Below are 25,520 nucleotides of genomic sequence, written 5' to 3'. Positions count from 1 at the left end.
TCCATGACCGTCCAGGCCGGCATCGGACAGCAGGCCGCCGTGGCCTTCGGCGCCCTCTACGCCGAGGTCCAGCAGTTCTACGCCCACCAGATGCAGCTGCTGGACCTCGGTGAGTCGCAGCGCTGGGCCGAGACGTTCACCGAGGACGCCGTCTTCGACGTGCCGACGCTGCCGGAGCCGGTGCGCGGCCGGGCGGGCCTGGTCGCCGCCACCAGCCGCACCGCCGACCAGCTGGCCGAGGCCGGCCTGCGCCACCGTCACTTCATGGGCATGTTCGACGTCTCCGAGCGCCCGGACGGCGCCGTGGACGTCCGCTCGTACGCGATCGTCTACGCCTCCGCCATCGGCGGCGGCTCCCAGGTGCACCGGGTGTGCGTCTGCGAGGACGTCCTGGTGCGCGTCGAGGGCGCGCTGCAGGTCGCGACCCGCCGGGTGACCCGCGACGACCTGGCCTGACCTGACCGGACCTGGCCCGGTCCGCGAACACAAGCAGACCGGCGGGGCCGGAGCCGCGGTGTGCGGCTGCGGCCCCGCCGGTCTGTTCCCGTGGCGCGGGAAGATCAGGCGTGGCAGGCGGGCAGCCCGCCGTTGAACTCGGCCATCTCCCGGAAGAGGGCGCCCACGTCGAGCGGGGCCCCGGGGGCCGCCCCGGCCAGCTCGGCGTACGCCCGGTGCAGGTTCGGTACGAGGCGCTCCGCGTCGAGCAGGTCCGCGAACGGGCTTTCCCCCGCTTCGGCGGCCAGCTCGAGCGGGGTCAGCCCGGCCGCCGCGCCGCCCTCGGCGAGCTCGGCGATCCAGCGGAAGTAGGCCTCGTTGGCGTCGATCAGCTCGGGTCCGCCGACCGGGCCGTGGCCGGGGACCACGGTCTCTGCGCCCAGGGCGCGCAGCCGCTCCATCGCGGCGAGGGACCCCGAGACGGACCCCATCAGGCAGAAGGGGGCGGCATTCGACATCACCAGGTCGCCGGCGAACAGCACCCGCTGCTCCGGCAGCCACACGGCGGTGTCGTTGGTGGTGTGCGCGGCCGGTCCCAGGTGCAGCAGTTCGGCCCGTACGCCGCCGATGTGCAGGGTCAGCGCGTCGCGGTAGGTGACGTCCGGGAGCGCGAGCTCCAGGTCGCCCCAGCAGACGTCCGGCCACAGGCTGGTCAGGTGCAGTCCGGCCAGGTCCATCATGGTGCGGGTCTGCTCGTGGGCGATGACGACGGCCTCGGGGAAGAGGTGGTTCCCGAAGGTGTGGTCGCCGTGGAAGTGCGTGTTGACCAGGAGGCGCGGGGGCTCGGGGACCAGCCGCAGCACCTGGTCGCGCAGGTTCCGGGCGCGCCGCTCGGTGGCGGCGGTGTCGACGAGCAGGCTCTGCCCGTTCCCGCCGGTGACCAGGCCCGCGTTGTTCAGGCACCAGCCGCCGTCGCCCTGGACGTACGCGTACACGCCGTCCGCGATCTCCGCGGTGGCGGCGTCCGGCTCAGGCATGGGCGTCGTGCATGGTTACGCGGCCTCCGCCTGCTGCCGGGACGCGTCCGTGATGAACTCGTCGATGGCCGCGACCGAGCGGAATGCCTCCGGGTGCAGGTCGAACTCGTCGGTGTTGATGTGGTGGGCGTATTCCAGCCAGGCGATCACCTTGAGCAGGCCGAGGCTGTCGACGATGCCCGCCTCCAGGAAGTCGAGGTCCGCGTCCAGCTCACGGGCGGGGACGTCCGGCAGGAACTCGCGGACCATGAACTCCTTGATGGCCTGGATGCGTGGCATGTCAGTTCTCCTTGGTGAGGTGGGTACGGGGCGCGAGGGGGTGGCCCGGGGCCCGGCGGGTTCAGGCGCTGACGCGGGCGGAGAGCACCCGGTTGACGAGCTCGAGGTACTTGCGGGGGGTCTCGGCCTCGTCCATGGCCTCCTCGTCGAGCGTGATCCCGTACTTGCGCTCGATGAGCCCGGTGGTCTGCAGGAGGGCCAGCGAGTCGTAGCCGAGGTCGTAGAAGAGGGTGTCGAGGACGTCGGCGCCGTCCAGGTCCACGCCCTCCTCCGCACCGGCGCAGTCGTGCAGCAGGCGGGTCAGGTCGGTCAGCTCCAGGTGCCGCATGGGGATCTCCTCTTGGCGGTTCGGGGTTCGTGACGGGCGGGGCGGCACGCGGCGTGCGGTGTCAGGCGGCGCGGACCACGGCGGCGGCGTTGAAGCCGCCCCGGCCGCGGGCCAGTACCAGGGCGGTGCGCAGGGCGGTACCGGTCCGCGGGGCACCGGTGACCAGGTCGAGCGGGCAGTCGTCGGCGGGCCGCACGGTGCCGGTGGTCGGCGGGACCACCTGGTCGCGCAGGGTGAACAGGGCGGCCGCGAGGTCGAGGGAGGCCCCGCCGGAGAGCAGCCGTCCGGTCATCGACTTGGGGGCGGTGACCGGGACCCCGCGCGGGCCGAACAGGGCGGTGATCGCCTCGGCCTCGGCGCGGTCCGCCGCGCGCTCGCCCGCGGCGTCGGCGAAGACGACGTCGACGTCGGCGGCGTCCAGGCCGGCGTCGGCGAGCGCGAGGCGGGCCGCGTCGGCGAGCCGGGGCGTGTCCGGGCCGTCGAAGGTGGCCGCGTATCCGGCGAAGGAGCCGTACGTACGTGCGCCGCGGGCGCGGGCCGCCTCGGCGTCCTCCAGGACGAGCAGGGCGCCGCCCTCGCCGACGATGTGGCCCGAGGCCTCGGCGTCGAAGGGCAGATAGGCGCGGGCCGGGTCCGGGACCTGGCTCATCCGGCCCTCGGCCAGGTGCGCGGCCCAGCCCCACGGGCAGATCGTGGCCTCGACGGCGCCGGTCACCATCAGGGAGGCGCCCTTGCGGAGCTGGCGCCGGGCCTGGGCGACGGCGTCCAGGCCGCCCGCGCCCTCGGTGACGATGACGCTGCTGGGGCCGCGCAGCCCGTGGCGGATGGAGATCTGGCCGGAGTTGACGGCGTAGAACCAGGCGAAGGACTGGTACGCGCTGACGTACTGGCCGCCCTTGCTCCACAGGGCCTCCAGCTCGCGCTGGCCGAACTCGAAGCCGCCGGCGGCGGAGGCGGTGACCACGCCGGCGCCGTACGCGGGCAGCTGCTCGGGGTCGGCGCCCGCGTCGTCGAGGGCTTCCTTGGCGGCGGCGAGCGAGAGCCGGGTGACGCGGTCGGTCTGCGGCAGCAGCCGGCTGGGGACGTGGTCCGCGTCGACGAAGCCCGGGATCTCGCCGGCGAGGCGTACGGGGTAGCCGCTCGCGTCGAACCGGGTCACCGGCCGGATGCCGCTCTCGCCCCGCAGGACGGCGTCCCACCAGGCCTCGGCGCCCAGCCCGTTGGGGGCGGTGACGCCGATGCCGGTGAAGACGGCGGTGGCGGTCCGCGCCGGGGCACCGGACGGGTCGAGCGTGGGCGTGGTCATGCGGCTTCCTTCAGGCGCGGGCGGTTGAGGACCATGGCGCTCTGGAAGCCGCCGAAGCCGCTGCCGACGCTGACGACGGCGTCGGTGCGCTGCTCGCGGGCGGTGAGCGGGGTGTAGTCCAGGTCGCAGTCCGGGTCCGCCTCGTGCAGGTTGGCGGTGGGCGGCACGGTGTTGTGCACGATGGCCAGGGCGCTGGCGGCCACCTCCAGGGCGCCGATGGCGCCGAGCGAGTGCCCGATCATCGACTTGATGGAGCTGACGGGCACCTCGTAGGCCCGCTGTCCCAGGCTGCGCTTGAAGGCCGCGGTCTCGTGCTTGTCGTTCTGCTTGGTGCCCGAGCCGTGGGCGCTGACGTAGTCGATGGCGGAGGCGTCCAGCCGGGCCTCGGCGAGCGCGGCGGTGATGGCCTCGGCCATCTCCGTGCCGTCGGAGCGCAGTCCCGTCATGTGGTACGCGTTGCTGCGGCTGGCGAAACCGGAGATCTCGGCGTAGATCCGGGCACCGCGGCGGCGGGCCCGTTCCAGTTCCTCGATCACCAGCACGGCGGAGCCCTCGCCGAGGACGAAGCCGTTGCGGGTGCGGTCGAAGGGGCGCGAGGCGGTCGCCGGGTCGTCGTTGCGGGTCGAGGTGGCGCGGATCGCGTCGAAGCAGGCCACGGTGATCGGCGAGATGGGCGCCTCGGTGGCGCCGGTGACCATCACGTCGGCGGTGCCCTCGCGGATCAGCTCGACGGCGTGGCCGATGGAGTCGAGTCCGGAGGTGCAGCCGGTGGAGACGAGCGCGACGGGTCCCTGCGCGCCGCTGTCCCGGGCCACTTCGGCGGCCAGGGAGCTGGGGGTGAAGTAGTCGTACAGGTGGGAGACGGCCCGGGTGTGGTCCACGTTCCAGAGCCGGCCCAGTTCACTGACGGCCGCGTACTCGTTGTCGAGCCCGGTGGTGCAGCCGACGGCGCTGCCGAGGCTGACACCGGTGCGCAGCGGGTCCAGCCCGTCGGTGACGCCGCTGTCGGCGATCGCCTCGCGGGCGCTGGTGAGCGCGAACAGGGCGGCGCGGTCCAGGCGGGCGGCCTCCTGCGCGTCGAACCCGTGGGCGGCGGGGTGGAAGTCGGCCTCGGCCGCGATCCGGGACCGGAAGGAGGAGGCGTCGAAGAGGGTGATGGCACGGGTCGCCGTCCGGCCGGCCGTGAGCAGCTCCCAGAACTCCTTGGTGCCCACTCCGCCTGGGGAGACGACCCCGATTCCGGTGATGACTACCCGTCTCATCGACTGTCCTTCACTGTGTTTCCTCCAGGCCCCCGGCGCCGGGCGGGCTCGCACCGCGGAACGGCTTCCGTCCTGCGAGCCTCCCCGCTCGGTCTGGAGCACGGCTAGAAGATCCGTGCAAAGCGGCGATCAGCCACCCCAGCGCACCAGCGCGGTCCCCACGCTCATGCCGCCGCCGAATCCGGCGAGCAGCACGAGGTCCCCGTCGGCCGGTCCCCCGTCGCCGCGCACGGCGTGGTCCAGCGCCAGCGGGATGGAGGCGGCGCCGGTGTTGCCGTGGAACTCCACGGGCAGGTGGACGGTGGCCCGGGTCAGGCCGAGCGATCCCGCCAGGGAGCGGAGCATCTCGCCGTTGGCCTGGTGCGGGACGAAGTGGGCCACTTCCTCGGGCCCGAACCCGAAGGTGCGAAGGGTCTCCTCGACCGCACCGGGCAGTTCCCGTACGACGAAGTCCCGTACGTCGCGCCCCCGCATCGCGAAGTAGTGCTCGCCGCGGGCGACCGTCTTCAGGGCGGCCGGCTTGCGGCTGCCGCCGGCGCCGACCCCGATCAGCCCGTGCAGGCTGCCGTCGGTGCGCAGGCCGGTACCGAGCAGCCCGTACCCCTCGCGCACCGGGCCGAGGACGACGGCGCCCGCGCCGTCGCCGAACAGGGGGGCGGTCCTGCGGTCGGCGGGGTCGACGATGCGGGAGTAGACGTCGGTTCCGACGACCAGCACGGGGCGGCGCCGGCCGTCCGCCTCGGGGGCGGCGAGGAGCCGGGCGCCGGTGTGCAGGGCCACGGCGAAGCCGCTGCACACGGCGTTCACGTCGAAGGCGGCCGACCGGTGGGCGCCGAGGCGGTGCTGCACCAGCGCGGCCGTGGCCGGCTGGGTGTGGTCGGGCGTCGAGGTGGCGACCACGATCCAGGCGAGGTCCTCCGGGTCGGTGCCGGAGTCCTCCAGTGCCCGCAGGGCGGCCTCGACGGCCAGGTCGGAGGCGGCCTCGTGCGGGGCCGCGTACCGCCGTTCCCTGATCCCCGTCTTGCGCTCGATCCACGCCGGGGTCACGCCGACGCGGGCGGCGATCGTCTCGTTGGGCACGATCCGCTCGGGCAGGTACGAGCCGGTGCCGAGGATGCCGACGGATCCCAGGACGGGCGAGTGGACGCTCACGCGGCCACCGCCGAGGGCCGCGCCAGCGCGTCGGTGACGGCGGCCGCCACCTCCTCGAGGCGGTCGCTCAGGAAGAAGTGGCCGCCCGGCAGCACCCACAGCTCGAACCCGGCGTCGGTGTGGGTGCGCCACGCGTCCACCGCGCCGACCTGGGCCATGTGGTCGTCGTCGCCGGTGAGGGCGGTGATCGAGGTGCGCAGCGGCGGCCCGGGCCGGAAGCGGTACTCGCGCACCGCCCGGTAGTCGGTGCGCAGGGGCGGCAGCAGCATCCGCCTCACCTCCGGGTCGTCGAGCAGTCCGTCGTCCGTCGCGTTCAGGGCACGCAGTTCCTCGACGACCTCCTCGTCGGTGCGGGGGAACCATGCCTCGTAGCTGTCCTGGCAGGGGGCCGGGCGGCCGGAGACGAACAGGTGGGCCGGGCCCTGCCCGGCCGCCTCCGTCCTGCGGGCCACCTCGAAGGCCAGCATCGCCCCCATGCTGTGCCCGAACAGCGCGTACGGGCGGCCGTCGTCGAGCCGCAGCAGCTCGGCGGTGACCCGGTCGGCGAGCCGCTCCAGGGAGGTCTCGCCCGGTTCGGAGCGGCGGTCCTGGCGGCCCGGGTACTGGACGCCGTGCACGTCCACGGCGGGCGAGAGCACGGTGGCCATGGGGTGGAAGTAGCTTGCGGATCCGCCCGCGTGCGGCAGGGCGAACAGCCGGACGGGCGCCTGCGGGGCGGGCCGGTAGTTCCTGAACCAGGGACTTCCGTCGGTCGTTCGCGTCATCGGATCTCCTCATTCCCGGACAGAGCTCGATACCCAGCCTGCGGGTGCGGCGGCCGGGTCCGGATCCCCTGGGACCCCCCTGGCCCCGGCGCCGTCCGGGCCTAGGGGAACGTCTGGGGTGCCGGGGCCCGGAGCCCGTTCCTACGTTTGGCTGAGGCGCTCCTCGACTTCAAGGGACATCACGTGGACGAGATCATCAGTGCTCTGCTCTCCGAGGAAGCGGCCCCGGGTGACTTCCGGAACCTCCGGCTGCCGGAGAGCTACCGCGGCAATGTGGTCCGCAAGGAAGACACCGGCATGTTCGAAGGCATGGCGACGGCGGACAAGGACCCCCGCAAGTCCCTGCACCTCCAGGACGTGCCGACCCCCGAACCGGGGCCGGGCGAGGCGCTGGTCGCGGTCATGGCGAGTGCCGTCAACTACAACACCGTGTGGTCGTCGATCTTCGAGCCGCTGCCGACCTTCGGGTTCCTGGAGCGCTACGGCCGGCTCAGCGAACTGACCAGGCGTCACGACCTCCCGTACCACGTGCTGGGCTCCGACCTCTGCGGCGTGGTGCTGCGCACCGGCCCCGGCGTGAACCGCTGGCAGCCCGGCGACCGGGTGGTGGCCCACTGCCTGTCCGTGGAGCTGGAGTCCGCCGAGGGCCACAACGACACGATGCTCGACCCCGAGCAGCGCATCTGGGGCTTCGAGACCAACTTCGGCGGCCTGGCGGAGCTCGCGCTGGTGAAGTCGAACCAGCTGATGCCCAAGCCCGAGCACCTGACGTGGGAGGAGGCCGCCTCCCCCGGTCTGGTCAACTCCACGGCTTACCGCCAGCTGGTCTCCCGCAACGGCGCCGGCATGAAGCAGGGCGACAACGTCCTGATCTGGGGCGCCAGCGGCGGACTCGGCTCCTACGCCACCCAGCTGGCCCTGGCGGGCGGCGCCAACCCCGTGTGCGTGGTGTCCAGTCCGCAGAAGGCCGAGATCTGCCGGAGGATGGGCGCGACCGCGATCATCGACCGCAGCGCCGAGGGCTACAGGTTCTGGAAGGACGAGGACACCCAGGACCCGCGGGAGTGGAAGCGCTTCGGCAAGCGCATCCGCGAGCTGACCGGCGGCGAGGACGTGGACATCGTCTTCGAGCACCCGGGCCGTGAGACCTTCGGCGCCTCCGTCTACGTGGCCCGCAAGGGCGGCACGATCGTCACCTGCGCCTCGACCTCCGGGTACCGGCACGAGTTCGACAACCGCTACCTGTGGATGTCCCTGAAGAAGATCGTCGGCTCGCACTTCGCGAACTACCGCGAGGCGTGGGAGGCCAACCGCCTGGTCGCCAAGGGCAAGATCCACCCGACCCTCTCGAAGGTCCACTCCCTGGAGGAGACCGGCCAGGCCGCGTACGAGGTCCACCAGAACCTCCACCACGGCAAGGTCGGCGTCCTCGCGCTGGCCCCGGGGGAAGGCCTGGGCGTACGGAACCACGAACTGCGCGCCACGCACCTCGACGCCATCAACCGGTTCCGTACCGACACCGAGGAGGCCGGCCAGTGACCACGGAGCGCAAGCCGGTCACCGGGATCGTCGGACTGGGCACGGTCGGCGAGGCGTTGCTGCGCCTGGCCCACGAGGCCGGGCACGAGGTCATCGCGGTCGACACGACCCTGGACGCGCTGGACCGCACCGCCCGGCGGCTCAAGGCCGCCGACGCCGCGCGGACGGACGAGACCGACGGGCCCGCCCGGCCCGCCGTCACCCTGACCACCGACCCGGCCGCCCTCTCCCGGGCGGAGCTGGTGATCGAGGCCGTATCCGAGGACGAGGCCGTCAAGAAGGCCGTGCTGTGCGACATCGTCGCCCGGTGCGCGCCCGGCGTGCCCGTACTGACCACCACCACGACGCTGTCCGTGCCCCGGCTGGCCATCGCCTCGGGCAGCCCGGGATCGGTCGCGGGCCTGCGGTTCTTCACTCCGCCCGCCTCCGGTGGGCCCGTCCGCCCCGTCCACTCCCCGCTGGCCTCGGCCGCCACCGCGGCGGCGCTCGACGCCCTCGTGGCGGAGCTCGGCCTGCGGCCCGTCCCCGTCACCGTCCCGTCGGCGGCGGACGCCGACGACCTGGTGCTGGCCTACCTCAACCGCGCCGCGATCCTGTGCGACGAGGGCTACGCGAGCGCCCGGGACATCGACACCGCGATGCGGCTGGGCTGCGGTCTTCCGCTGGGCCCGCTGGAGACGCTCGACCTCATGGGCGTCGACTCGGTCCACGCGGCGCTCCTCTCCCGCTGGCGGCGCACCGGGGACTGCGCGTTCGAACCGTCGCCGCTGCTCAGCCGGATGGTCACGGCCGGCCGCCTGGGCCGCAAGAGCGGCGAGGGCTTCGCCGCGTACGACGAACTGGGCGCCGTGGTGACGCCGCCGGCAGGCGGCGCGAGCGCGGGCACGGCCCGGCCGGTCACCCGCGTCGGCGTGGTCGGCTCGGGCGCCATGGCCCGCGGCATCGCCGAGGTCATGGCGGTCGGCGGCCGGCACACGGTGCTCGTGGCGCGCGGCGCGGAACAGGCCGCGCGGGCCCTGGAAGCGGTCGGCGATTCGCTGACCCGCCGGGTGCGCAGGGGCCGGATCACTCCCGCGGAGCGGGAGGCGGCGCTCGGTCGGCTGGAGACGTCCCACGACCTGGCGGCGCTCGGCGACCGCGACCTGGTCGTGGAGGCCATCGTCGAGGAGCTCGACGCGAAGCAGGCGCTGTTCGGGCGCCTCGGTGAGGTCTGCGCACCGGGCACGGTCCTGGCCACCACCACCTCGAGCCTGTCCGTCACCGCCTGCGCCGAGGCGTCGGGCCGCCCGGCCGACGTAATCGGCCTGCACTTCTTCAACCCGGCCCCGGTGATGCGGCTGGTGGAGCTGGCGCACACGCCGGACGCGCATGCGGACGCGCTGGCGACCGCCCGGGCGCTCTGCCGTGACCTGGGCAAGACGGCCGTGGAGTGCCCGGACCGGACCGGGTTCATCGTCAACCGGCTGCTGTTCCCGTACCTCGGTGACGCGCTGGACCTGCTGGAGCGTGCCGACACGGACATCGCCGCGACGGACGCGGCCGTCGAGGAGGGGTACGGCTACCCGATGGGGCCGTTCGCCCTGCTGGACACGATCGGGCTGGACGTCTCGCTCGCCATCCAGGAACGGCTCTTCGAGAGCTTCGAGATGCCGGAGCTGGCGCCCTCGCCGGCCCTGGCCGAGCTGGTCGCGGCGGGAGCGCTGGGCCGCAAGAACCGGCGGGGCTTCCGTACCGGGGAGCGCCGCGGCTGAGGGACCGGCACGACACCCCCTACGACGGCACTCCCTGGGCCGGGCGGCCCGGGCCGACCAGCTCGGCGAGGTCGGTCCGCGAGCGCACGCGCAGCTTGCGGTAGACCTTCGTCAGATGCTGCTCGACCGTGCTCGCGGTCACGAACAGCCGGGCGGCGATGACCTGGTTGGTGCAGCCCTGGGCGGCCAGTACCGCCACCCGCCGCTCCGCCCGGCTCAGCCGTGCGACGGGGTCCTGGTGCCGGGCCGCCGGTGTGCTCCAGTCGAGGGCCTCGCAGGGTTCGATGCCCCAGCGGGCCATCAGGTCCCGGCAGGCGTGCAGATCGCCGAGGGCGGCCACCGGCTGCTCCGCGGCGAGCCGGAACCGGCCGCGGGCGAGCAGGTAGTGGGGAGCGGCGCGGGTGCGGAACATCGCCTCCGGAACGGGGATGCGCAGCAGCCGGGCCGCCTCCTCGTGGTCGCCGAGCCCGGTCGCGGCCAGCACGGCCGCGGCCAGCGGCATCCCGACGGCGATCCCCCAGGCCTCCGGCGCCAGCAGGCCCAGTGCCCGCTCCGCCTCGCCGGCCGCCTCCGCGTGCCGGCCCAGCCGGCCGTGCACCAGGGCGGCGGCCGCCGCGGTCACCGCCCGGCGGGCCGGGGTGTCCAGGGCTCCCGGCGTGGTCCGCGTCTCGCGCAGCAGGGCGTGCCAGTGCTCGGCCCGGTCGCTCTCGCCCACGTACAGCAGGGCGCACAGGGCCGCCGTCACACCGGGAGCCGGGTGCTGGCGCGATACGAGGGCCTCGGCGGCCCGTTCCACGGCGGCCGTGCGGTCGGCTTCGGCGGCCGGCCCGTCCGCCGGGCCCAGTTCCGGGTAGACGTACGCCGCCCCGGCCCTCAGCCCGCGTGCCCGCTCGCCCGCGCCGACGGCGTCGAGGGTGTCGAGCGCGCGGGCCGCGGCGTCCGGGCGGCCGTGCCACAGCAGCAGCCCGAGCGGGCCCGCGGCCCGGTCCGCTTCGAACCTCCCCGCGTCCAGGGCCTGTTCGAGGGCCGGGAGGTGGCGGGTCACGGCGGCGGGGTCGCTCTCCCATTCGGCGCCGGCCAGTGCGTCGAGCAGGGCTGCCCGGCGGACCGGGTCGGGGCAGCGGCGGTGCGCGGCGTCGAGGAATCCCGCGGCCGCCTTGGGCCGGACGGCCCGCAGGGCCTGCTCGGCCGCCTCGGCCAGTACGTCGACGGCCCACGGCTGCGCGGACGCGGGACCCGGCCCGTCGGCGGCGACCAGGTGCCGGGCGACGGTCTCGGCTCCGGCTCCGTCGGCGCGCAGCAGCTCGACGGCCTCGGTGTGCAGCCGGGCGCTTTCGCGGGGCGGGAGTTCCTCCAGTACGGCGGCCCGCGCCGCCTCGTGGCGGAACCGTCCCGACTCCAGCAGCCCGGTGTCGGTGAGGACGTCCATCAGCGGCCCCACGGCCCGTTCGTGGACACCGAGCAGCCGGGCGAGCGTGGTGAGGGTGGCGGAGCGGCCGAGTACGGCGAGCGCCCGGGCCGCGTCCCGGGTTCCGCCGGGGCGCAGGCAGCCGGTGACGGCCCGTTTGAAGGCGGCGGAGGCCACCGGGCGGGCGGAGCGCAGCGGTCCGCACTGGGACCGGTCCTCGGCGAGGGCGTGCAGCAGCCGGGGGTTCCCGCCGGTGGCCCGGTGCCAGGCGGGGGCGAGCAGCCGGGCCTCGGCCGGGTCCACGGCCCCGCCGTACGGGGTGCGCAGGAACCCGGCGACGCCGTCCTCGTCGAGGGTGGTGAGGGCGATGGCCAGGCACCGGGGGTGGCGGGCGAGTTCGGCGACCGGCAGGGCGGCGGCCGGCGGGTGGGGCGGCTGGTACGTGGAGCCCGCGCCGAGCAGCATGATGCGCGCGGCTCCGATCCGGCCGCACAGGTGGAGCAGGCAGCGTGCGGAGAGTTCGTCGGTGTACTCGATGTCGTCGACGGCGATGACGACGGCCGGGGCGGTGGCGGCCAGCTCCACCAGGACGTCCCGTACCACCGGCAGGGCGGCGTCGGGATCGGGATCGGGCCCGGTGAATCCGGGTACGGCGCTGAGCAGCTGCCCGGCGACGCCGAGCGGGATGCCCTGTTCCGCCGGGGAGGCGGAAGCGTGCAGCACGAAGGCTCCGGCGGCCGCCGCCTCGGCGGTGAACGCCCGGACCAGCGCGGTCTTGCCGGTGCCGGGGCTGCCGGTGACCAGGGCGGCCCGGCCCTCGCCGCGCCGGGTCACCGCGAGCAGCTCCCGAAGCCTGCCGAGCTCCCGGTCCCGCCGCACAAGTTCCTGCGGCCTCGGTGTCATCGGCTCTCCCCCCGTGCGGTGCCGCTCCCGGCAGTGTGCCGGGGTCCGGGGAAGAGCCGCTGGTGGGCGGCCTGAGGGACGCTCGAGCCCCGGCCGTGGAACCGTGAACCGGGACCGGGTCAGCGGTGGGGGCGCTTCTTCAGGGCGCGGGCCCGGGTGCGGATGCGCTGCTTGTCCTCGGAACGGGCGCGGGCGTCCTGGCGCAGTTCCAGCATGCGCTGTTCGCGGCGCAGCTTCTCCCAGTTGCCGAGCCGGTCCGCGTCCAGGGAGCCGGTGACGACCGCGCCCCGGACCGCGCAGCCCGGCTCGTCCTGGTGGCCGCAGTCGCGGAACTGGCAGTCGCCGGTGAGGGATTCGACGTCCGCGAAGGCCTTGTCGATGCCCTCCTCGGCGTCCCACACGGCCAGCGCCCGCATGCCGGGGGTGTCGATGAGCAGGCCGCCGCCGGGCAGCGGGACCAGCTCGCGGTGCGTGGTGGTGTGCCGGCCCTTGAAGTCCGATCGGACCTCCTGGGTGGACAGCACCTCCTCGCCGCGCAGCCGGTTGGTCAGCGTGGACTTGCCCACGCCGGACAGGCCCACGAGGGCGACGGTGCGGCCCGGCTCGACGTACCGGTCCAGGGCGTCGAGGCCCTCGCCGGTGCGGGAGGAGACGGTGTGGACGGGGGAGCCGAGCGCGATGCGCTCCACCTCCTCGGCCGCCGCGGCCGGATCGGGGTGCAGATCGGCCTTGCTCAGCACCACGACGGGCTGGGCGCCGCTCTGCCAGGCGACGGCCAGGTAGCGCTCGATGCGGCGCAGCCGCTGCTCGCCGGTGAGGGCGGCGACCACGAAGACGGTGTCGACGTTGGTGGCGACGATCTGGGACTCGGTCCTGCGGTTCGCGGTGCCGCGGACGAAGGCCGAGCGGCGCGGCAGGACGTCGAGGATCAGGTACGGGGCGGGTCCGCCCACCACGACCCAGTCGCCGGTGGCCAGCTGGGCCCCGCCCAGCGGGGGTTCGCCGTCCCGGAACAGCCGGGGGCCGAGCTGGGCGCGCAGCTCGCCGTCGGGGGTCAGCACGGTGGCGGCGCCGCGGTCGACCTGGCCGACGCGGCCGGCGAAGCGGGTCTGGCCGGGTGCGGCCCGGTCGAGTGCGGCCAGCCGATCGGGCCAGGCCTCGGCGAGGTCGCCGCGCCAGCCGAGCGGGGCGAGTGCGGCGAAGTCGGGTTCCGGCGTCATCGGCTGTCCTGCGTGGGCTTGGACTGGGCGGTCGGGGAGGGCTTGCCCTCGCAGCCGCAGCCGCCGCGCTGGACGGTGAAGCGGCGGCGCGGCGCCGGGGCGGCGGCCGGGGCGGCCGGGGCGGCGGTCTCGTCGGGGGTGGCGGCGCCGTCGTTGGGGGTGGTCTGCTCGGTCATGCGTCCTGCTTTCCGGTGGGTGCGGCGCCGCCGATGCGGCTCCGCACGAAGGCGATCTGTGCTGACATGGCGTCCGCGCCGACCTCGGCGCGGGCACTGGCATGGCCGGTGGAGCGCAGCCGGAGGTCGACGTCCGCGCCGCGCGCGGCCAGCGCCCGTACGTACGACTCGATCTGGCCGACCGGGCAGCGCGCGTCGTGGTCGCCGGCCAGCACCAGCAGGGGTGCGCGGACCGCGTCGGCGTACGTGTGCGGGGAGGCGGCGGCATAGCGCTCGGGCACCTCGTCGGGGGTGCCGCCGAACATGGCCCGGTCCACCCAGCGCAGGCTGTGCAACTGCTCGCGGTAGGCGGCCGGGTAGTCGCCGACGGCGCCCTCGGCGAGCCCGCAGGCCCACAGCCCGGGCTGGGTGCCGAGGCCGAGCAGGGTCAGGTAGCCGCCCCAGGAACTGCCGGCGAGTACGCAGCGGTCCGGGTCGGCCACGCCGGCCTCGACCAGGTGGGCGCGGACGGCGGCGACGTCGGAGAGTTCGGTGTGCCCGACGGCCTCGCGGTGGCCGAACTGCCAGGCGGTGCCGTTCTCGGCGGAGCCCCGGTAGTTGACGCGGGCCACCGCGTAGCCGGCGTCGTTCCAGGCGGCGGCGGGGCCGTTGTACTCGTCCCCGTCGGCGATGTGCGGGCCGCCGTGCAGCAGGAAGACCGTCGGGTACGGGGCTTCGCCGGCGGCCGGCACGCTGAGGAAGACCGGGACCGTCAGCTCCCCGTGCGGCACGGGGACTTCGGTGACCGGGGCGGCCGGGACGACCGGGCCGGGAACGGACAGCAGCTCCTTGCCGGCGAGGTCGCGCAGGACGGGCGGGGTGGAGGCCGAGGAGAAGGTGTACCAGCAGTCGCCGTCGGGCCGGGCCACGGCGGCGTGCACGGTGCCGGGCGCCACGGGCAGTTGCTCCAGGTGCCCGTCGGCGAGCCGGTAGCGGTAGAGCTCGCTGCGCCCGTGCGTGCGGTGGTGGAGCAGCAGCGCGGTGCCGTCGGGCACGAACCGGGCGCGTACGTCGCCGGGCAGGCCGGTGGCGATCTCCCGCACCTCACCGGTGACCGGGTCCCACAGCAGGGGGGCGGGGCGCCCGCCCCGGGTGTGCGTGGCCAGCACGAGCCGGCCGCCGGGCAGGAAGGGGGAACCGTAGGGCACGACGTGCAGCCCGCTGTGCGGCCAGTCGCGGAGCTCCCCCACCAGCGCGCCGCCCTGGTCCAGTACGCGCAGCGAGGGCCGCTGCGGATCGCCGTACTCGGCGTGCAGCACCAGCACGTACGCCTCGTCGTCGCTGAGGCCGCCGAGGTAGAGCGGGGTGTCCGCGCCGTACAGCACCTCGGCCCGGTCCGCGCCGGCCCGCAGCAGGTGGATGTCCGTACGGCCGTCCGCGGCGGTGACCCCGGCGACGGCCAGGCCCGAGGCGCCGACGGCCAGGCCCTCGGGGGTGCCGGGCGGGACGCCGGGCAGGGCGGGGACGGCGGGACCGCCGCGCAGCGGGGCCCGCATCCAGGTGCCGTGCTCGGTGCCGTCCTCGTCGTGGTACCACCACAGCCAGCGTCCGGCCGGGTCGAGCAGGCCGAGTTCGACACCGTGCGGGGCGTCGGTGAGCTGGCGGATCCCTCCGCCGGCCCGGTCCCAGAGGTAGAACTGCGCGGTGCCGGTGGCGTTGCCCCGCAGCGCGCAGACCTCGGGCCGCAGCCGGCCCCAGAAGGGGAGCTCGACGGCGGGTGCGGTGCACCGGTCCACCGGTCTCGACTCCGACTCGAGCGCCGCAGTATAGAAAGTCACCAGGCCATTATGCAGATGACCTACAGGCCTAGGAAGAGCGAATATCCAATTCGAGCCACAGGGCAGCGGGCGAAATTCCCACGACGCCGTCCCTGCGTTTTGTGCATTCCTTTTCCATTTCTTCGGGCAGGACCGAGAGCGAGCGAAGGGAGCCAGTCGATGCAGCTCACCGGCCTACAGCGGCTACGGCAACACGCTCGACTCGCACCCACCGAAGATACAGAACACGACTCTCGGCGGCGAGCCGGAATCCATCGGGAAACCGGCCGACGGGCGACTCAGGGTCGACTTCCCATGCCGTCCGGCCGAATTTCTCCGTATTCGACGAGGCTGACGCAAGGAGACCTCACATGCCCTCCGCAGTTCTTCCCGGCCCGCTGACCCGCACGGACATCGGGGAGGGGATCCGCAAGCACGGCTGGGTGTTCGCCCCGGGGACCGCTGTCGACACCGGCTCCGGGGCTCAGGCGTTCCGGCAGCTGAGCCAGGCCTACGAGAACCTCGAGCCGGACGGATACCTGGCCGACGGCGGGGCGTACCGCTTCCGCCGCCATGTCCGCTACTCCCACCGGGCCGCCTCGGCGGGGGTGCTGCGCGCGCATCCGCCGGGCCCCTACCACCAGAGCGCCGAGGTGAACCCGTTCGCGGGCGGCTCGCCGCGCTGGTTCGCACCCGTCACCGGGGCGGTACGGGTCAACCCGTTCCTGCAGCGGCTGCTGCTGCACGGCGTCGGCGTGTTCTCCGAGCTGGCCGGCGCGGAGGCCGGGCGGACCCTGGACTGGGAACTGGACGTGCATCTGGTGCGCATCCGGGCCAGCGCCCAGGAGGAGGGGCTGCCCTCCCCCGAGGGCGTGCACCGGGACGGCTTCGACTACATCTCGCTGCACCTGATCGGCCGGTCCGGGGTGACCGGCGGGCGCAGCATCATCTGCGATCCGGCCGAGCGCCCGCTGGCCCGGCCGCTGCTGGCCGCGCCGCTGGACTCGCTGTACGCGGACGACCGCCGCATCCTGCACGGCACCGAACCGGTGCGCCTGGACCCGGCGGCCGGCCGCGCGTACGGCTACCGCGACATGCTGCTGACCAGCTACCGCCGCACCGGCTGACCCGGGGCGCGCCACACGGCCGAGTCCGGGGTTCAGGGCCGGGGAGCGCCCCAGGAGAATCCCGCGAACGCCGGGCCGCCGGTGGGGCTCTGCGGCGCTGGGGCCGGGGGTACGAGCGAGTAGACCCGGGCCTGCGGACCGGCCGTTGTGAGCCGGCGCGCGGCATCGGCGGCCTTCTCGGCCAGGTCCCGGGCCGTGCCCGGTTCGTAGAGTGCGCGGTCGTACTGGAGAAGCAGGCTCAGGCCGCGCGGGGAACGCGCGAACTGGAACGAGAGGTCGAAAAGTCCCTCGTCCAGCGGGATCGGACCGCCCGTCAGCCGCAGCTCCCCCGGCCCGGTGTCGATCTCGTCCCAGAGGGTCACCCACACGTCGAAGAGCGGGTTGCGCCCCGGGCGGCGCGGCGGGTCCAGGGCGCCGACCAGCTCGCTGAAGGGCAGCCCGCCGTGGTCCAGCGCGCCGACCGTCTTGTCGGCGAGGTCCGCGATCAGCTCCGCGCAGGGCAGCTCCCCGTGGACTGCGGTCCGCAGGACCACGGTGTTGACCAGGCAGCCCACCGCGTCGGCCCGGCCGAGGGCGGGGCGGCGGCTGACGGCGGTGCCGAGGCTGATGTCGGCGGCGCCGGTCGCCTCGTGCAGGGTGGCGGCCACGGCGGCGGCCAGTACGCCGAACAGGCCGGTGCGGTGGCCGCGCGCGAGCTCCTCCAGCGCACCGAGCTCCTCAGGGCCGAGACGGACGGAGGTGACGGCGGTGCCGCGCCCGGCCGGGCCGGTGCGCGGATGGTCCACGGGCAGCGGGAGCGGATCGGATGCCGGGGTCAACTGCCGTTTCCAGTAGTCCAGTTGCATGTCGTACGACTGCTCGTGCGGCCCGGGGACGGGCAGCTCGGGGGCGGCTTCTGCCGCGTGCCCCCCGGCCCCGGCCAGGGCGCGGGCGACGACCTCGAGCGAGGTCTGGTCGGCGACGATGTGGTGCAGGACGACGAGCAGCCGGTCGCGGCCGCCCGGGCGGCGCAGCAGGGCCGCGCGCACCAGCGGCCCGGCCGCCAGGTCGAAGGGCCGGTGGGACCACTCCCGTACGACGGCCTCGCGGGCGGGCTCGTCGGGCAGGTCGAGGACCTCCAGGCGGGCCGGCTCGGGCGCGGGGCCGGGTACCGGCTCCCCCCGCTCCTCGCGGAACACGGTGCGCAGCTGCGGCTGGAGTTCCTGGAGCCGGGCGAAGGCGGCGCGCAGGGCCGCGGGATCGGCGGCGCCGTGGCAGTCCAGCAGCATCGGCACGTGGTAGGCGGCGGTGCCCGCCGTCCCCGCGCCCCGGCTGCGGTCCTCCAGCCAGAGCCAGCGCTGGACCGCGGAGGCGCGCTGCGGAGCCCCGGCGGTCCCGGCCGGCAAGTCGGAGCCGGAGCCGGAGTCGGTGCCGACGCGGGGCGCGAGCCTCGCCGCGAGGGCGGCGACGCTAGGGCAGTCGAACACGTCGCGGATCCGCACCGGCGCGGACAGCCGCCGTGCGGCCGCCGCGGCCAGGGAGGCGGCCTTGAGGCTGGTGCCGCCGAGGAGGAAGAAGTCGCCGTCGTCCGCGACGGGCCGGCCGAGCGCCTCGGTGAACAGGGCGCGCAGCACGGTCCGTACCTCGTCGGCCTCTTCGCCGCTCTCGCCCCCGGCGTCACCGGACGGCTGCCCGGCGGGGGTGTCCGACAGCGGCCGGGCGGCCAGTTCGCGGCGGTCGATCTTCCCGTTGGGGGTGCTGGGCATCCGCTCCACGGGGATCACGGCCGCCGGCACCATGTAGTAGGGCAGCCGCTGCGCCAGCCGGGCCCGCCAGTCGGCGGGCAGCGGGCCGTCGGTGACGACGTATCCGGCGAGCAGCGGCTGCGCCGTCCCCTCGGGTACGACGACGGCGGCGGCCGCGATGCCCGGCAGTGCGGCGAGCGCCGTCTCCACCTCGCCGGGCTCGATGCGGAAGCCGCGGATCTTCACCTGCCGGTCGGCGCGCCCGCGGAAGTCGAGGGTGCCGTCCGGGCGGTGGCGGGCAAGGTCTCCGGTCCGGTAGAGCCGGGCCCCGGGGCGGGGGTCGCCGGGGTCGGGCACGAAGCGTGCCGCGCCCGCGTCGGGGCGGCCCAGGTAGCCGCGGCCCACGCCGATGCCGCCGATCCACAGCTCGCCCTCGACGCCGGGGCCGACCTGCGCGCCCGAGGCGTCGCGCACGAAGTAGCGCAGGTTCGCCATGGGACGGCCGATGGTGGGCGGCTCCCCAGGGACTCCGGGCGGGCAGCGGTGCCAGGACTGGAACACCGTCGCCTCGGTGGGCCCGTAGACGTAGATCAGGACGCGGCCCGGGGCCCAGCGGTCCACCAGCGCCCGGCTGAAGGACTCGCCGCCGGTCACGACCGTCCGTACGTCCGGGAAGGCGGCCGGGTCGAGCTGGGCCAGCAGTGCGGCGAGCAGGAAGACGGTGTCGGCGCGGCGTTCGCGGACGAGCGCGGCCAGGGCCTCGGCGGAGGCGACGGGCTCGTCGAAGACGACGACGGCCGCGCCGGCCCACAGCGGCGCGAGGATCTCCCACACCGAGACGTCGAAGGCGGGGCTCGCGAACTGCAGCACGCGCCGGTCCGGGCCGAGCCCGAAGGGAACGGCGGTGGCCTCCAGCAGGTTGGCCAGGGAGCGCTGTTCGATGGCCACGCCCTTGGGGCGGCCGGTGGAGCCCGAGGTGTGGATGACGTAGGCGAGATCGGCCGGGCCCGGCGCCGGGCCGGACGGCGGCGGTACGGACCGGGCGGGGGTCACGAGCGGCGACAGTGCGTCGAGCTCGTCGAGGTCCACCGTCATCAGGCCCTGGGGCGGCAGGAGGTGGGCGAGCCGGGCCGTGGTCAGGGTGATCGGCGCGGGGGCGCCGTCGACGAGCTGGGCGAGCCGCTCGGCCGGATGGTCCGGGTCCAGCGGTACGTACGCGGCTCCCGCGCGCAGCACCGCGAGGACGGCGACGACCAGTTCGGCGGAGCGCGGCAGGCAGACCCGCACCAGGACCCCCGGCCCCGCGCCGTGCTCGCGCAGCCGCACGGCGAGCGCCTCGGCGAGGCCGTGCAGCTCCCCGTGGGTGAGCGTCCGGTCGCGGGCCAGTACGGCGGGCCGGTCCGCGACCGGGCGGGCCCGGGCGGCGAGCAGCTCGGCCACCGGGCCGTCCGGGACGGGCGCGGCCGTGTCGTTGAGCGTCTCCAGGGTCTGCCGCCAGGTGGTCACCGCTGCTCCTGCCAGGGCTCGTCGGGATGGGCGATCAGGGCCTCGAGGGCCTGCCGGGTGCGGTCCACGAGCCCCTGCGCGGTCGCGTCGTCGAAGAGCTCCCCCTTGTAGGTGAGGACGCCGTCCGCGTCGTCCTCACCGGTGCGCAGCGACCAGACGAGGTCGAAGGCGGTGGCGGTGGGGCGGGTGGCGGCGATCGAACCGTCCGGGGTGAACAGGGCGCCGGCGGCCGGGGCCGCGTCCTCCTGGGCGACCACGAGGATCTGGCTGAGCCGGGCCCGGTCCACGCCGAACTCGCCCTCGGCGAGGCCGGCCACGGCGCCCAGGGCCGCGGCGGGGTCGTCGTGGGCGGCGAGCAGGGCGTGCCCGACGGCGCGGGCCAGCTCGCGGTGGGTACGGGCGCCCGCGATCGGCACGCGCAGCAGGGCGGTGCCGGTGAGCGGACCGACGACGTCCGCGAGGCCGGGCCGGGACCGGGTGCTCAGGACGGTGGCGAGCCACACCTCGTCCGGGGTCCCGCCCGTGTCCCCGCCGCCCCGGGCCAGGGCCGCGACCAGCGCGGTGAGGCCGAGGGTGAACGGGCTCAGGCCGTCGGCGCGGCCGAAGGACCCGGCACCGGGGGCCGGGAACGCGAAGGGCAGTTCCGTCGGCATCAGCGCGCCGCGTACCAGGCGGGGCCGGTCGTACGGCAGCGGGAGCTGCGGCGGCGGGCCGGCGGCCAGCGCACGGCGCCAGTCGCCGTCCGCGCCGGCCGCGGTGCGCTCCTGCTGCCAGCGGGCCACGTCGGCCAGCCGCAGCGGGGGCTCACCGGCGGGGTCCGCGGGCCAGCCTCCGGCGGCGAACTCCTCGTAGGCGGCGGCCGTCTGGTTCACCAGCAGCTCCATGGAGCGGCCGTCGACGGCGATGTGGTGCACGGCGAGCAGCAGTACGTGCTCGTGGTCGGCCAGGCGTACCAGCCGGGCCCGCAGCAGCAGTCCGGCCGCGAGGTCGAAGGGCTGCTCCAGGTGGCGCTGGGCCAGCGCGTCGAGTGCGGCCGCCCGCTCCGCCTCGGGTAGCGCCGAGAGGTCGTCCTCGGCCCAGCCGGTGCGGGGCACGGTCAGCGGCTGCCACCGGGGTCCGGCGTCGGTGACGACGAGCCGGGAGGTGAGGGCGTCGTGGCGGGCGGCGGTGTGCTCGACCGCCTGCCGCAGGGCGTGCGGGTCGACGGTCCGGGCGGTGACGCGCAGCGCCTCGAACACGACGAACGCGGCCGGGGCGGCGCCGCCTTGCAGGGCCTGCCAGATCTCGGTCTGTTCGGCGCTGAGCGGTGCTGGGCCGGTGACCGATCCGCGCACCGGCCCGTCGTCGTGCCCGACGGCAGTGGCCTGATCGGGGGCGGCGGCTTGGCCGGGGGCGGGGGCGACCGCCGCGATGGCCTCGGCGATGGCCGCCGGGGTGCGGGAGTCGAAGACGAGCCGGGGCGACACGTCCCTGCCGAGGGCGATCCGCAGCCGGGCGGCCACGGCGACGGCGTCCAGGGACCCGCCGCCGAGGTCGAAGAAGTCCTCGTCCGGCCCCACCCGCGCGTGCCCGAGCGCCTCGGCGACGGCCTGCGCGACGAGTTCAACGGGACCGGCGGCGGGCTGCGCGACCGGCGCCGGAGCCGGGGCGGGCGCCTGCGTCTGCGTCTGCGTCTGCGTCTGCGTCTGCGTCTGCGTCTGCCGGTCCGCTTCCGTCGTGACGTGGACCGTCGCCGGGGTCAGCCGCAGCGGCAGCGCCCGGCGCAGCAGGGTGCGCAGCGCGCCGGGGCTCACGGTGTGCCCGGGATGCGCGGTGACGTGGGCGGTCAGGGGCCCCGGCTCGCCGGGAGCCGCGGCGCGGACCTCGGCGGCGCGCACCGACGGGTGGGCCAGCAGCAGCAGTTCGGCCTCGGCCGGGTCGAGGTGGGTGCCGGGGCGGTCCGGGTCGGGCACCAGGCGCCCGGCGCGGCCGCGCGGCACCAGCTCGCCCCGCTCCGACCAGTGGGCCCGCAGCCCGGTCGCCCCGGCTCCGGTGCTCAGGTCGCCGGGGACGCCGACCGGTACGGGCCGCCCGGCGGCGTCGGTGATCCGGGCGCCGGGGCGGTCCGCGCAGTTGTCGGCCAGCGCGGCCAGTTCCGCGCTCTCCGCGTCGGGCAGCGGAGTACCGGCCGGGGTGCGGCCGGGGTCGGCGGCGGCGCGCAGCAGCAGGTCGGCCCAGTGCCGCAGCAGCCGGGTGGCGCGGGCGGCGCTGAACAGCGCGCCGTCGTACTCGGCGGTGAGCTCGAGGAGTTCGGCGGAGTTGTCGAGGTGGAAGCTGATTTCGAACTCGGCCGCGTGATCGGCGTACTGCTCCCGCCGTACGGTCAGTCCGGGTCCGGCGTCCAGCTCGCTGCCGTCGCCGGTGCCGGCCGCGCCGCGCTCGTCGGCGGTGAACATGACCGTGAACAGCGGCGTGCGGCCGCCGTCGCGGGCTCCCGGCAGCTCGTTCACGAGCCGCTCGAAGGGGTGGGACCGGTGGGCCATGGCCGAGGCCACGGCGGAGCGGGTGGCGGCGGCGCGCTCGGCGAAGCCGAGGTCCGGTGCCACCTCGCAGGTCAGCACCACCGTGTTGAGGAAGGGGCCGATCACGCCCGCGTACGAGGGATCGTCGCGGCGGGTGACGGGCGTGCCGACGAGGATCCGGCGCTCCGCGGTGAACCGCTGGAGCAGCTCGGCCAGGGCGGTCAGCCCGGTCCCGTACATGCTGGTGCCGCAGGTGCGCGCCAGCGTCCGTACGGCCCGGCTGTCGCCTGCGGAGAGCCGGATCCGGCTCGAGCCGCCGGGGCCGGGCGCGGCGCCGCGCTCGCCGTCGGCCGGCAGCAGCGGGAAGGGCAGCGGGCCGGCCAGCTCGGTGTGCCAGTGGGCGCGGGCCCGCTCCGCCTCGGGGCCGGCGAGGGCGGCGGCCTCGCGGGCGATGTGCGTGAGGTAGCTGCCGTCGGCGGGCCGGGGGCGGCCGCGCCGGTGCGCAGCGCCCGCAGCCGGGCGAAGACCCGGTCGGCCAGCAGGACGGCGGACTCGCCGTCGCAGGCGATGTGGTGGACCGTCAGCGCGAGGAGCGCGCTGGTCGGGGAGAGCCGCAGCAGGACCGCGCGCAGCGGCGGCTGCCGCTCCAGGTCGAAGGGGCGCTGGGCCTCGCCGCGCAGCGTCGCGGCGGTGTCCGTGCCGGGTGCGGGCCACAGGACGGTCAGCGGCGGCCGGTCCCCGTAGACGAAGCGCTGGCGGGGTTCGCCGTCGCGGACGAAGAAGCGGGCGCGCAGCAGCTGCGCGCAGGCGGCCTCGTCGGCGAGGGCCTGGGCGACCTGGCGCTCGTCCAGCGGCCCGTCGATCCGGAAGACGTCGGTGAGGTGGTGGATGCTGTCCGCGCCGTCGTCGAGCCGGGCGAGGGTCCACAGCTGGTGCTGGGCGGCGGACAGCGGGTGGTCCTCGCCCTCCTCGGCCGTGGCGGCCGCCCCGGGGCCGCCGTCGTCCGCCCCGCGGCCGCGCAGGGCCGCGCAGGCCTCGTTGACCGAGGGGCCGTCGAGGAGTTCGTCGATCCCCAGGACCAGGCCGTGGCGCTGTTCGAGGGCGGCGATGACGTCGATGGCGAGCAGGCTGTGGCCGCCGCAGGCGAAGAAGTTGTCGTCGGGGCCGATCTCGTCGACGCCGAGGATCTCCCGGAAGACGGCGCCGACGCGCTCCTCCAGGCTCTGCGGGGACTCGGGCGCCTCGGCCGGCACGGGCTCGTCGGCCGGCGCGGCCGCCTGGGCGCGCTCGGCCAGTTCCCGCCGGTCGATCTTCCCGTTGGTGGTGAGCGGCACCCGGTCCAGCGGCAGGATGCGGTCCGGGACCAGGGGCGCGGGCAGCACGGTGCCCGCGTACGCGTGGACGTCCGCGGTGGTCGCGGCGGCGGGGCCGGTGACGAAGGCGACGAGCGAGGGCCGGTCGCCCGCGCCCCGGCAGACGACGGCGACGGCCGCCTCCACGGCGGGCAGCGCGGCCAGGGCGGCCTCCACGTCGCCGAGTTCGACCCGGTTGCCGCGGATCTTGACCTGGTCGTCGGCGCGGCCGAGGAACTGCAGGGTGCCGTTGGGCTGCCACCAGCCCCGGTCGCCGGAGCGGTAGCGCCGGCCGCCGGGCTGCTCCGGCGCGGCGGGGAAGGCCGCCGCCGTGAGCTCCGGCCGGTGCAGGTAGCCGTCGGCGAGGCCGGGGCCCGAGAAGTGCAGCTGGCCGGGGAAGCCGGGGGGCACCGGCCGGTCCGCGCCGTCGAGCACCTCGACGACCGTGTGGGACAGCGGCCAGCCGATCGGCGTGCCGGGCAGCGGGTGCGCGGGGTAGTCGAAGGCGGTGGCCCCGACGGAGTTCTCGGTGGGCCCGTACTCGTTGATCAGCCGGGTGCGCGGCAGCTGGAGCTGGTGGCGGGCGACGAGTTCGCCGGGCATGGCCTCGCCCGCGACGGTGACCACGCGCAGGGTGCGCGCGGCGGCCAGCTCGTCGAGCACGGCGGCGTAGAGGCTGGGCACGAGGGTGACGTGGGTGGCCGTGTACCGCTCGGCGAGCCCGCGCAGGTGGGCCCCGTCGAGCCGGCGCACGCCGTCGACCAGGACCAGGGCGCCGCCCGCGCCGAGCACGGAGAAGACGTCCGAGACGGAGCTGTCGAAGGACAGCGCGGGCACCTGGAGCAGGCAGGTGTCGGGGGAGAGCCGGTGGTAGTCGTGCTTCCAGGCGAGGTAGCTGTCGATCGCCGAGTGGCGGATGACGACGCCCTTGGGCTGCCCGGTGGACCCGGAGGTGTAGATGACGTACGCCGTGTCCTCGGGGCGCGGCGGCTCGGGCTCCTCCTCCGGCAGGGCGGCCAGGTCGGCGGTGTCCGCGGCCAGGTCGGCGGCGGACAGCAGGCGCAGGCCGGTGCGCCCGGCCAGCGCGCGGGCCAGTTCGAGGTGTTCGGGCTCGGCCACCAGGGCGGCCGCGCCGACGTCGGCGAGGACGGCCGCGAGCCGCTCCTCGGGCTGCGCCGGGTCCAGCGGTACGTAGGCGGCGCCGGTCCGGACGGTGCCGAGCAGCGCGGTGAGCGCGTGGCGGCCCTTGCCGACCAGCAGGGCGACCCGGTCGCCGCGGCCGACCCCGTACGCGTGGTGCAGGCGGCGGGCGGCGCGCACGGACTCGGCGCGCAGCTGGGCGTGGCCCAGTTCGGCGGGGCCCTCGGCCGCTCCCCCGCCGGTGACGACGGCCAGGCTGTCGCCGCCCGCCTGGTGGCCGCGGTCCAGGCGCTCCAGCAGGGTGGCCGGTGTGGCGGGCGGCCAGAATCCGGCCCGGCCCCAGCCCTTGACGGTCTCCCGGTCGGTGGCGTCGGCCAGGGTGAGGGCGGCGAGTTCGCGGCCGGGGTCGCCGAGCTGGGCCAGCAGGTGGGCGACGACCCGCAGCACGGCGTCCGCGAACCAGGTCTCGCAGCGCCCGGTGTCCACGTCCGCGTGCAGGGTGCGGTCCTCGCCGGCGCCCTCCAGGGTGAGCAGCAGCGCCTCGCCGGCCGGGGCGGGCCGGGCCGTCCCCTCGGCGGCGACGGTGAGGGTCCCGGCGCGGGCTCCGGCGGGGCGGGCGACGAGCAGCTCGTCGCGGATCCGCCGCAGCAGGGCTCCGGCGGTGCCGTCGTCCTGGCCGCCGGCCGGGGCGGTGGTGACGGTGACGCCGACGGGCCCGGCGGGGCCGGTGACCGTCAGGGCCGGGGTGTCGGTGTCCTCCGCGGCGGCCAGGGCGAGGGCCGCCGCCGCGCACAGCAGCACCAGTTCGTCCACG

Annotated in this window: 17 protein-coding genes; 4 read left to right on the top strand and 13 right to left on the bottom strand. The window is 75.7% G+C overall.

What is annotated here, in order from left to right; all coding sequences use genetic code 11:
• The first annotated feature begins 3 nt into the window (after positions 1-3).
• Complete coding sequence (locus tag OHA89_RS39625) at positions 4-456, top strand: nuclear transport factor 2 family protein (protein WP_257559747.1); 453 nt, start codon at positions 4-6, stop codon at positions 454-456.
• A gap of 104 nt (positions 457-560) precedes the next feature.
• Here the strand turns inward: OHA89_RS39625 and OHA89_RS39620 are convergent, their stop codons facing one another.
• The 7 genes from OHA89_RS39620 to OHA89_RS39590 form a co-directional block, all read right to left on the bottom strand.
• A complete protein-coding gene (locus OHA89_RS39620; RefSeq protein WP_266616034.1) occupies positions 561-1,472 on the bottom strand; it encodes an MBL fold metallo-hydrolase in 912 nt (303 codons plus the stop codon).
• 15 nt (positions 1,473-1,487) lie between these two features.
• Positions 1,488-1,751 (bottom strand): phosphopantetheine-binding protein, encoded by a 264-nt coding sequence (locus tag OHA89_RS39615; RefSeq protein WP_257559745.1) that lies wholly within the window; start codon positions 1,749-1,751, stop codon positions 1,488-1,490.
• Positions 1,752-1,812: 61 nt separating this feature from the next.
• Positions 1,813-2,079 carry an acyl carrier protein gene (locus OHA89_RS39610; RefSeq protein ID WP_266616033.1) on the bottom strand — a complete coding sequence of 89 codons (267 nt, stop codon included), beginning with the start codon at positions 2,077-2,079 and terminating at the stop codon, positions 1,813-1,815.
• A 61-nt stretch (positions 2,080-2,140) separates the two neighbouring features.
• Complete coding sequence (locus tag OHA89_RS39605; protein ID WP_257559743.1) at positions 2,141-3,385, bottom strand: ketosynthase chain-length factor; 1,245 nt, start codon at positions 3,383-3,385, stop codon at positions 2,141-2,143.
• Positions 3,382-4,647: a beta-ketoacyl synthase gene (locus OHA89_RS39600; protein WP_266616032.1), complete on the bottom strand. Its 1,266-nt coding sequence runs from the start codon at positions 4,645-4,647 to the stop codon at positions 3,382-3,384. Before OHA89_RS39600 ends, OHA89_RS39605 begins: the two co-directional genes overlap by 4 nt.
• A gap of 129 nt (positions 4,648-4,776) precedes the next feature.
• Positions 4,777-5,799, bottom strand: coding sequence for a 3-oxoacyl-ACP synthase III family protein (locus OHA89_RS39595; protein WP_257559741.1), 1,023 nt, complete (start codon positions 5,797-5,799; stop codon positions 4,777-4,779).
• Positions 5,796-6,563: an alpha/beta fold hydrolase gene (locus tag OHA89_RS39590; protein WP_331761721.1), complete on the bottom strand. Its 768-nt coding sequence runs from the start codon at positions 6,561-6,563 to the stop codon at positions 5,796-5,798. The genes OHA89_RS39595 and OHA89_RS39590 overlap by 4 nt, the downstream gene beginning before the upstream one ends.
• A gap of 183 nt (positions 6,564-6,746) precedes the next feature.
• On the opposite strand from OHA89_RS39590, the gene ccrA reads away from it, so the two are divergent.
• Together ccrA and OHA89_RS39580 are read left to right on the top strand one after the other, a co-directional pair.
• Entirely contained in the window at positions 6,747-8,102 is a 1,356-nt protein-coding gene (gene ccrA / locus OHA89_RS39585) for a crotonyl-CoA carboxylase/reductase (protein ID WP_266616187.1), read from the top strand.
• The gene (locus OHA89_RS39580; protein ID WP_266616031.1) at positions 8,099-9,853 is read left to right on the top strand and encodes a 3-hydroxyacyl-CoA dehydrogenase family protein; all 1,755 of its coding nucleotides are present in this window, start codon (positions 8,099-8,101) and stop codon (positions 9,851-9,853) included. Before ccrA ends, OHA89_RS39580 begins: the two co-directional genes overlap by 4 nt.
• A gap of 19 nt (positions 9,854-9,872) precedes the next feature.
• On the opposite strand, the gene OHA89_RS39575 is transcribed toward OHA89_RS39580, so the two are convergent.
• From OHA89_RS39575 to OHA89_RS39560, 4 genes are all read right to left on the bottom strand, one after another.
• Entirely contained in the window at positions 9,873-12,164 is a 2,292-nt protein-coding gene (locus OHA89_RS39575; RefSeq protein ID WP_331761720.1) for an AAA family ATPase, read from the bottom strand.
• Between the two features lie 119 nt (positions 12,165-12,283).
• Positions 12,284-13,384 carry a ribosome small subunit-dependent GTPase A gene (gene rsgA / locus OHA89_RS39570; RefSeq protein WP_266616028.1) on the bottom strand — a complete coding sequence of 367 codons (1,101 nt, stop codon included), beginning with the start codon at positions 13,382-13,384 and terminating at the stop codon, positions 12,284-12,286.
• Positions 13,381-13,560: a hypothetical protein gene (locus OHA89_RS39565; protein ID WP_215143754.1), complete on the bottom strand. Its 180-nt coding sequence runs from the start codon at positions 13,558-13,560 to the stop codon at positions 13,381-13,383. The genes rsgA and OHA89_RS39565 overlap by 4 nt, the downstream gene beginning before the upstream one ends.
• On the bottom strand, positions 13,557-15,377 hold the full coding sequence (locus tag OHA89_RS39560; protein ID WP_266616025.1) for a prolyl oligopeptidase family serine peptidase: 1,821 nt from the start codon (positions 15,375-15,377) through the stop codon (positions 13,557-13,559). Before OHA89_RS39560 ends, OHA89_RS39565 begins: the two co-directional genes overlap by 4 nt.
• A 350-nt stretch (positions 15,378-15,727) precedes the next feature.
• Between OHA89_RS39560 and OHA89_RS39555 the strand changes: the two genes are divergently transcribed.
• Positions 15,728-16,483 carry a 2OG-Fe dioxygenase family protein gene (locus OHA89_RS39555; RefSeq protein WP_331761717.1) on the top strand — a complete coding sequence of 252 codons (756 nt, stop codon included), beginning with the start codon at positions 15,728-15,730 and terminating at the stop codon, positions 16,481-16,483.
• A 32-nt stretch (positions 16,484-16,515) separates the two neighbouring features.
• On the opposite strand, the gene OHA89_RS39550 is transcribed toward OHA89_RS39555, so the two are convergent.
• Entirely contained in the window at positions 16,516-19,713 is a 3,198-nt protein-coding gene (locus OHA89_RS39550; protein WP_331761716.1) for an amino acid adenylation domain-containing protein, read from the bottom strand.
• On the bottom strand, positions 19,710-25,499 hold the full coding sequence (locus OHA89_RS39545; protein WP_331762026.1) for a condensation domain-containing protein: 5,790 nt from the start codon (positions 25,497-25,499) through the stop codon (positions 19,710-19,712). The genes OHA89_RS39550 and OHA89_RS39545 overlap by 4 nt, the downstream gene beginning before the upstream one ends.
• Positions 25,500-25,520 lie beyond the last annotated feature (21 nt).

The organism is Streptomyces sp. NBC_01546, from assembly GCF_045208355.1.
Classification (GTDB): domain Bacteria; phylum Actinomycetota; class Actinomycetes; order Streptomycetales; family Streptomycetaceae; genus Streptomyces.
The sequence above is the reverse complement of the archived record's forward strand: the minus strand, read 5'-3'. Positions and strand labels throughout refer to the sequence as shown.

Excerpts from the sequence above, each read along its gene's own strand:
- OHA89_RS39625 (WP_257559747.1), top strand. The coding sequence starts at position 4 with ATGACCGTCCAGGCCGGCATCGGACAGCAGGCCGCCGTGGCCTTCGGC.
- OHA89_RS39620 (WP_266616034.1), bottom strand. The coding sequence starts at position 1,472 with ATGCCTGAGCCGGACGCCGCCACCGCGGAGATCGCGGACGGCGTGTAC.
- OHA89_RS39615 (WP_257559745.1), bottom strand. The coding sequence starts at position 1,751 with ATGCCACGCATCCAGGCCATCAAGGAGTTCATGGTCCGCGAGTTCCTG.
- OHA89_RS39610 (WP_266616033.1), bottom strand. The coding sequence starts at position 2,079 with ATGCGGCACCTGGAGCTGACCGACCTGACCCGCCTGCTGCACGACTGC.
- OHA89_RS39605 (WP_257559743.1), bottom strand. The coding sequence starts at position 3,385 with ATGACCACGCCCACGCTCGACCCGTCCGGTGCCCCGGCGCGGACCGCC.
- OHA89_RS39600 (WP_266616032.1), bottom strand. The coding sequence starts at position 4,647 with ATGAGACGGGTAGTCATCACCGGAATCGGGGTCGTCTCCCCAGGCGGA.
- OHA89_RS39590 (WP_331761721.1), bottom strand. The coding sequence starts at position 6,563 with ATGACGCGAACGACCGACGGAAGTCCCTGGTTCAGGAACTACCGGCCC.
- OHA89_RS39575 (WP_331761720.1), bottom strand. The coding sequence starts at position 12,164 with ATGACACCGAGGCCGCAGGAACTTGTGCGGCGGGACCGGGAGCTCGGC.
- rsgA (WP_266616028.1), bottom strand. The coding sequence starts at position 13,384 with ATGACGCCGGAACCCGACTTCGCCGCACTCGCCCCGCTCGGCTGGCGC.
- OHA89_RS39565 (WP_215143754.1), bottom strand. The coding sequence starts at position 13,560 with ATGACCGAGCAGACCACCCCCAACGACGGCGCCGCCACCCCCGACGAG.
- OHA89_RS39555 (WP_331761717.1), top strand. The coding sequence starts at position 15,728 with ATGCCCTCCGCAGTTCTTCCCGGCCCGCTGACCCGCACGGACATCGGG.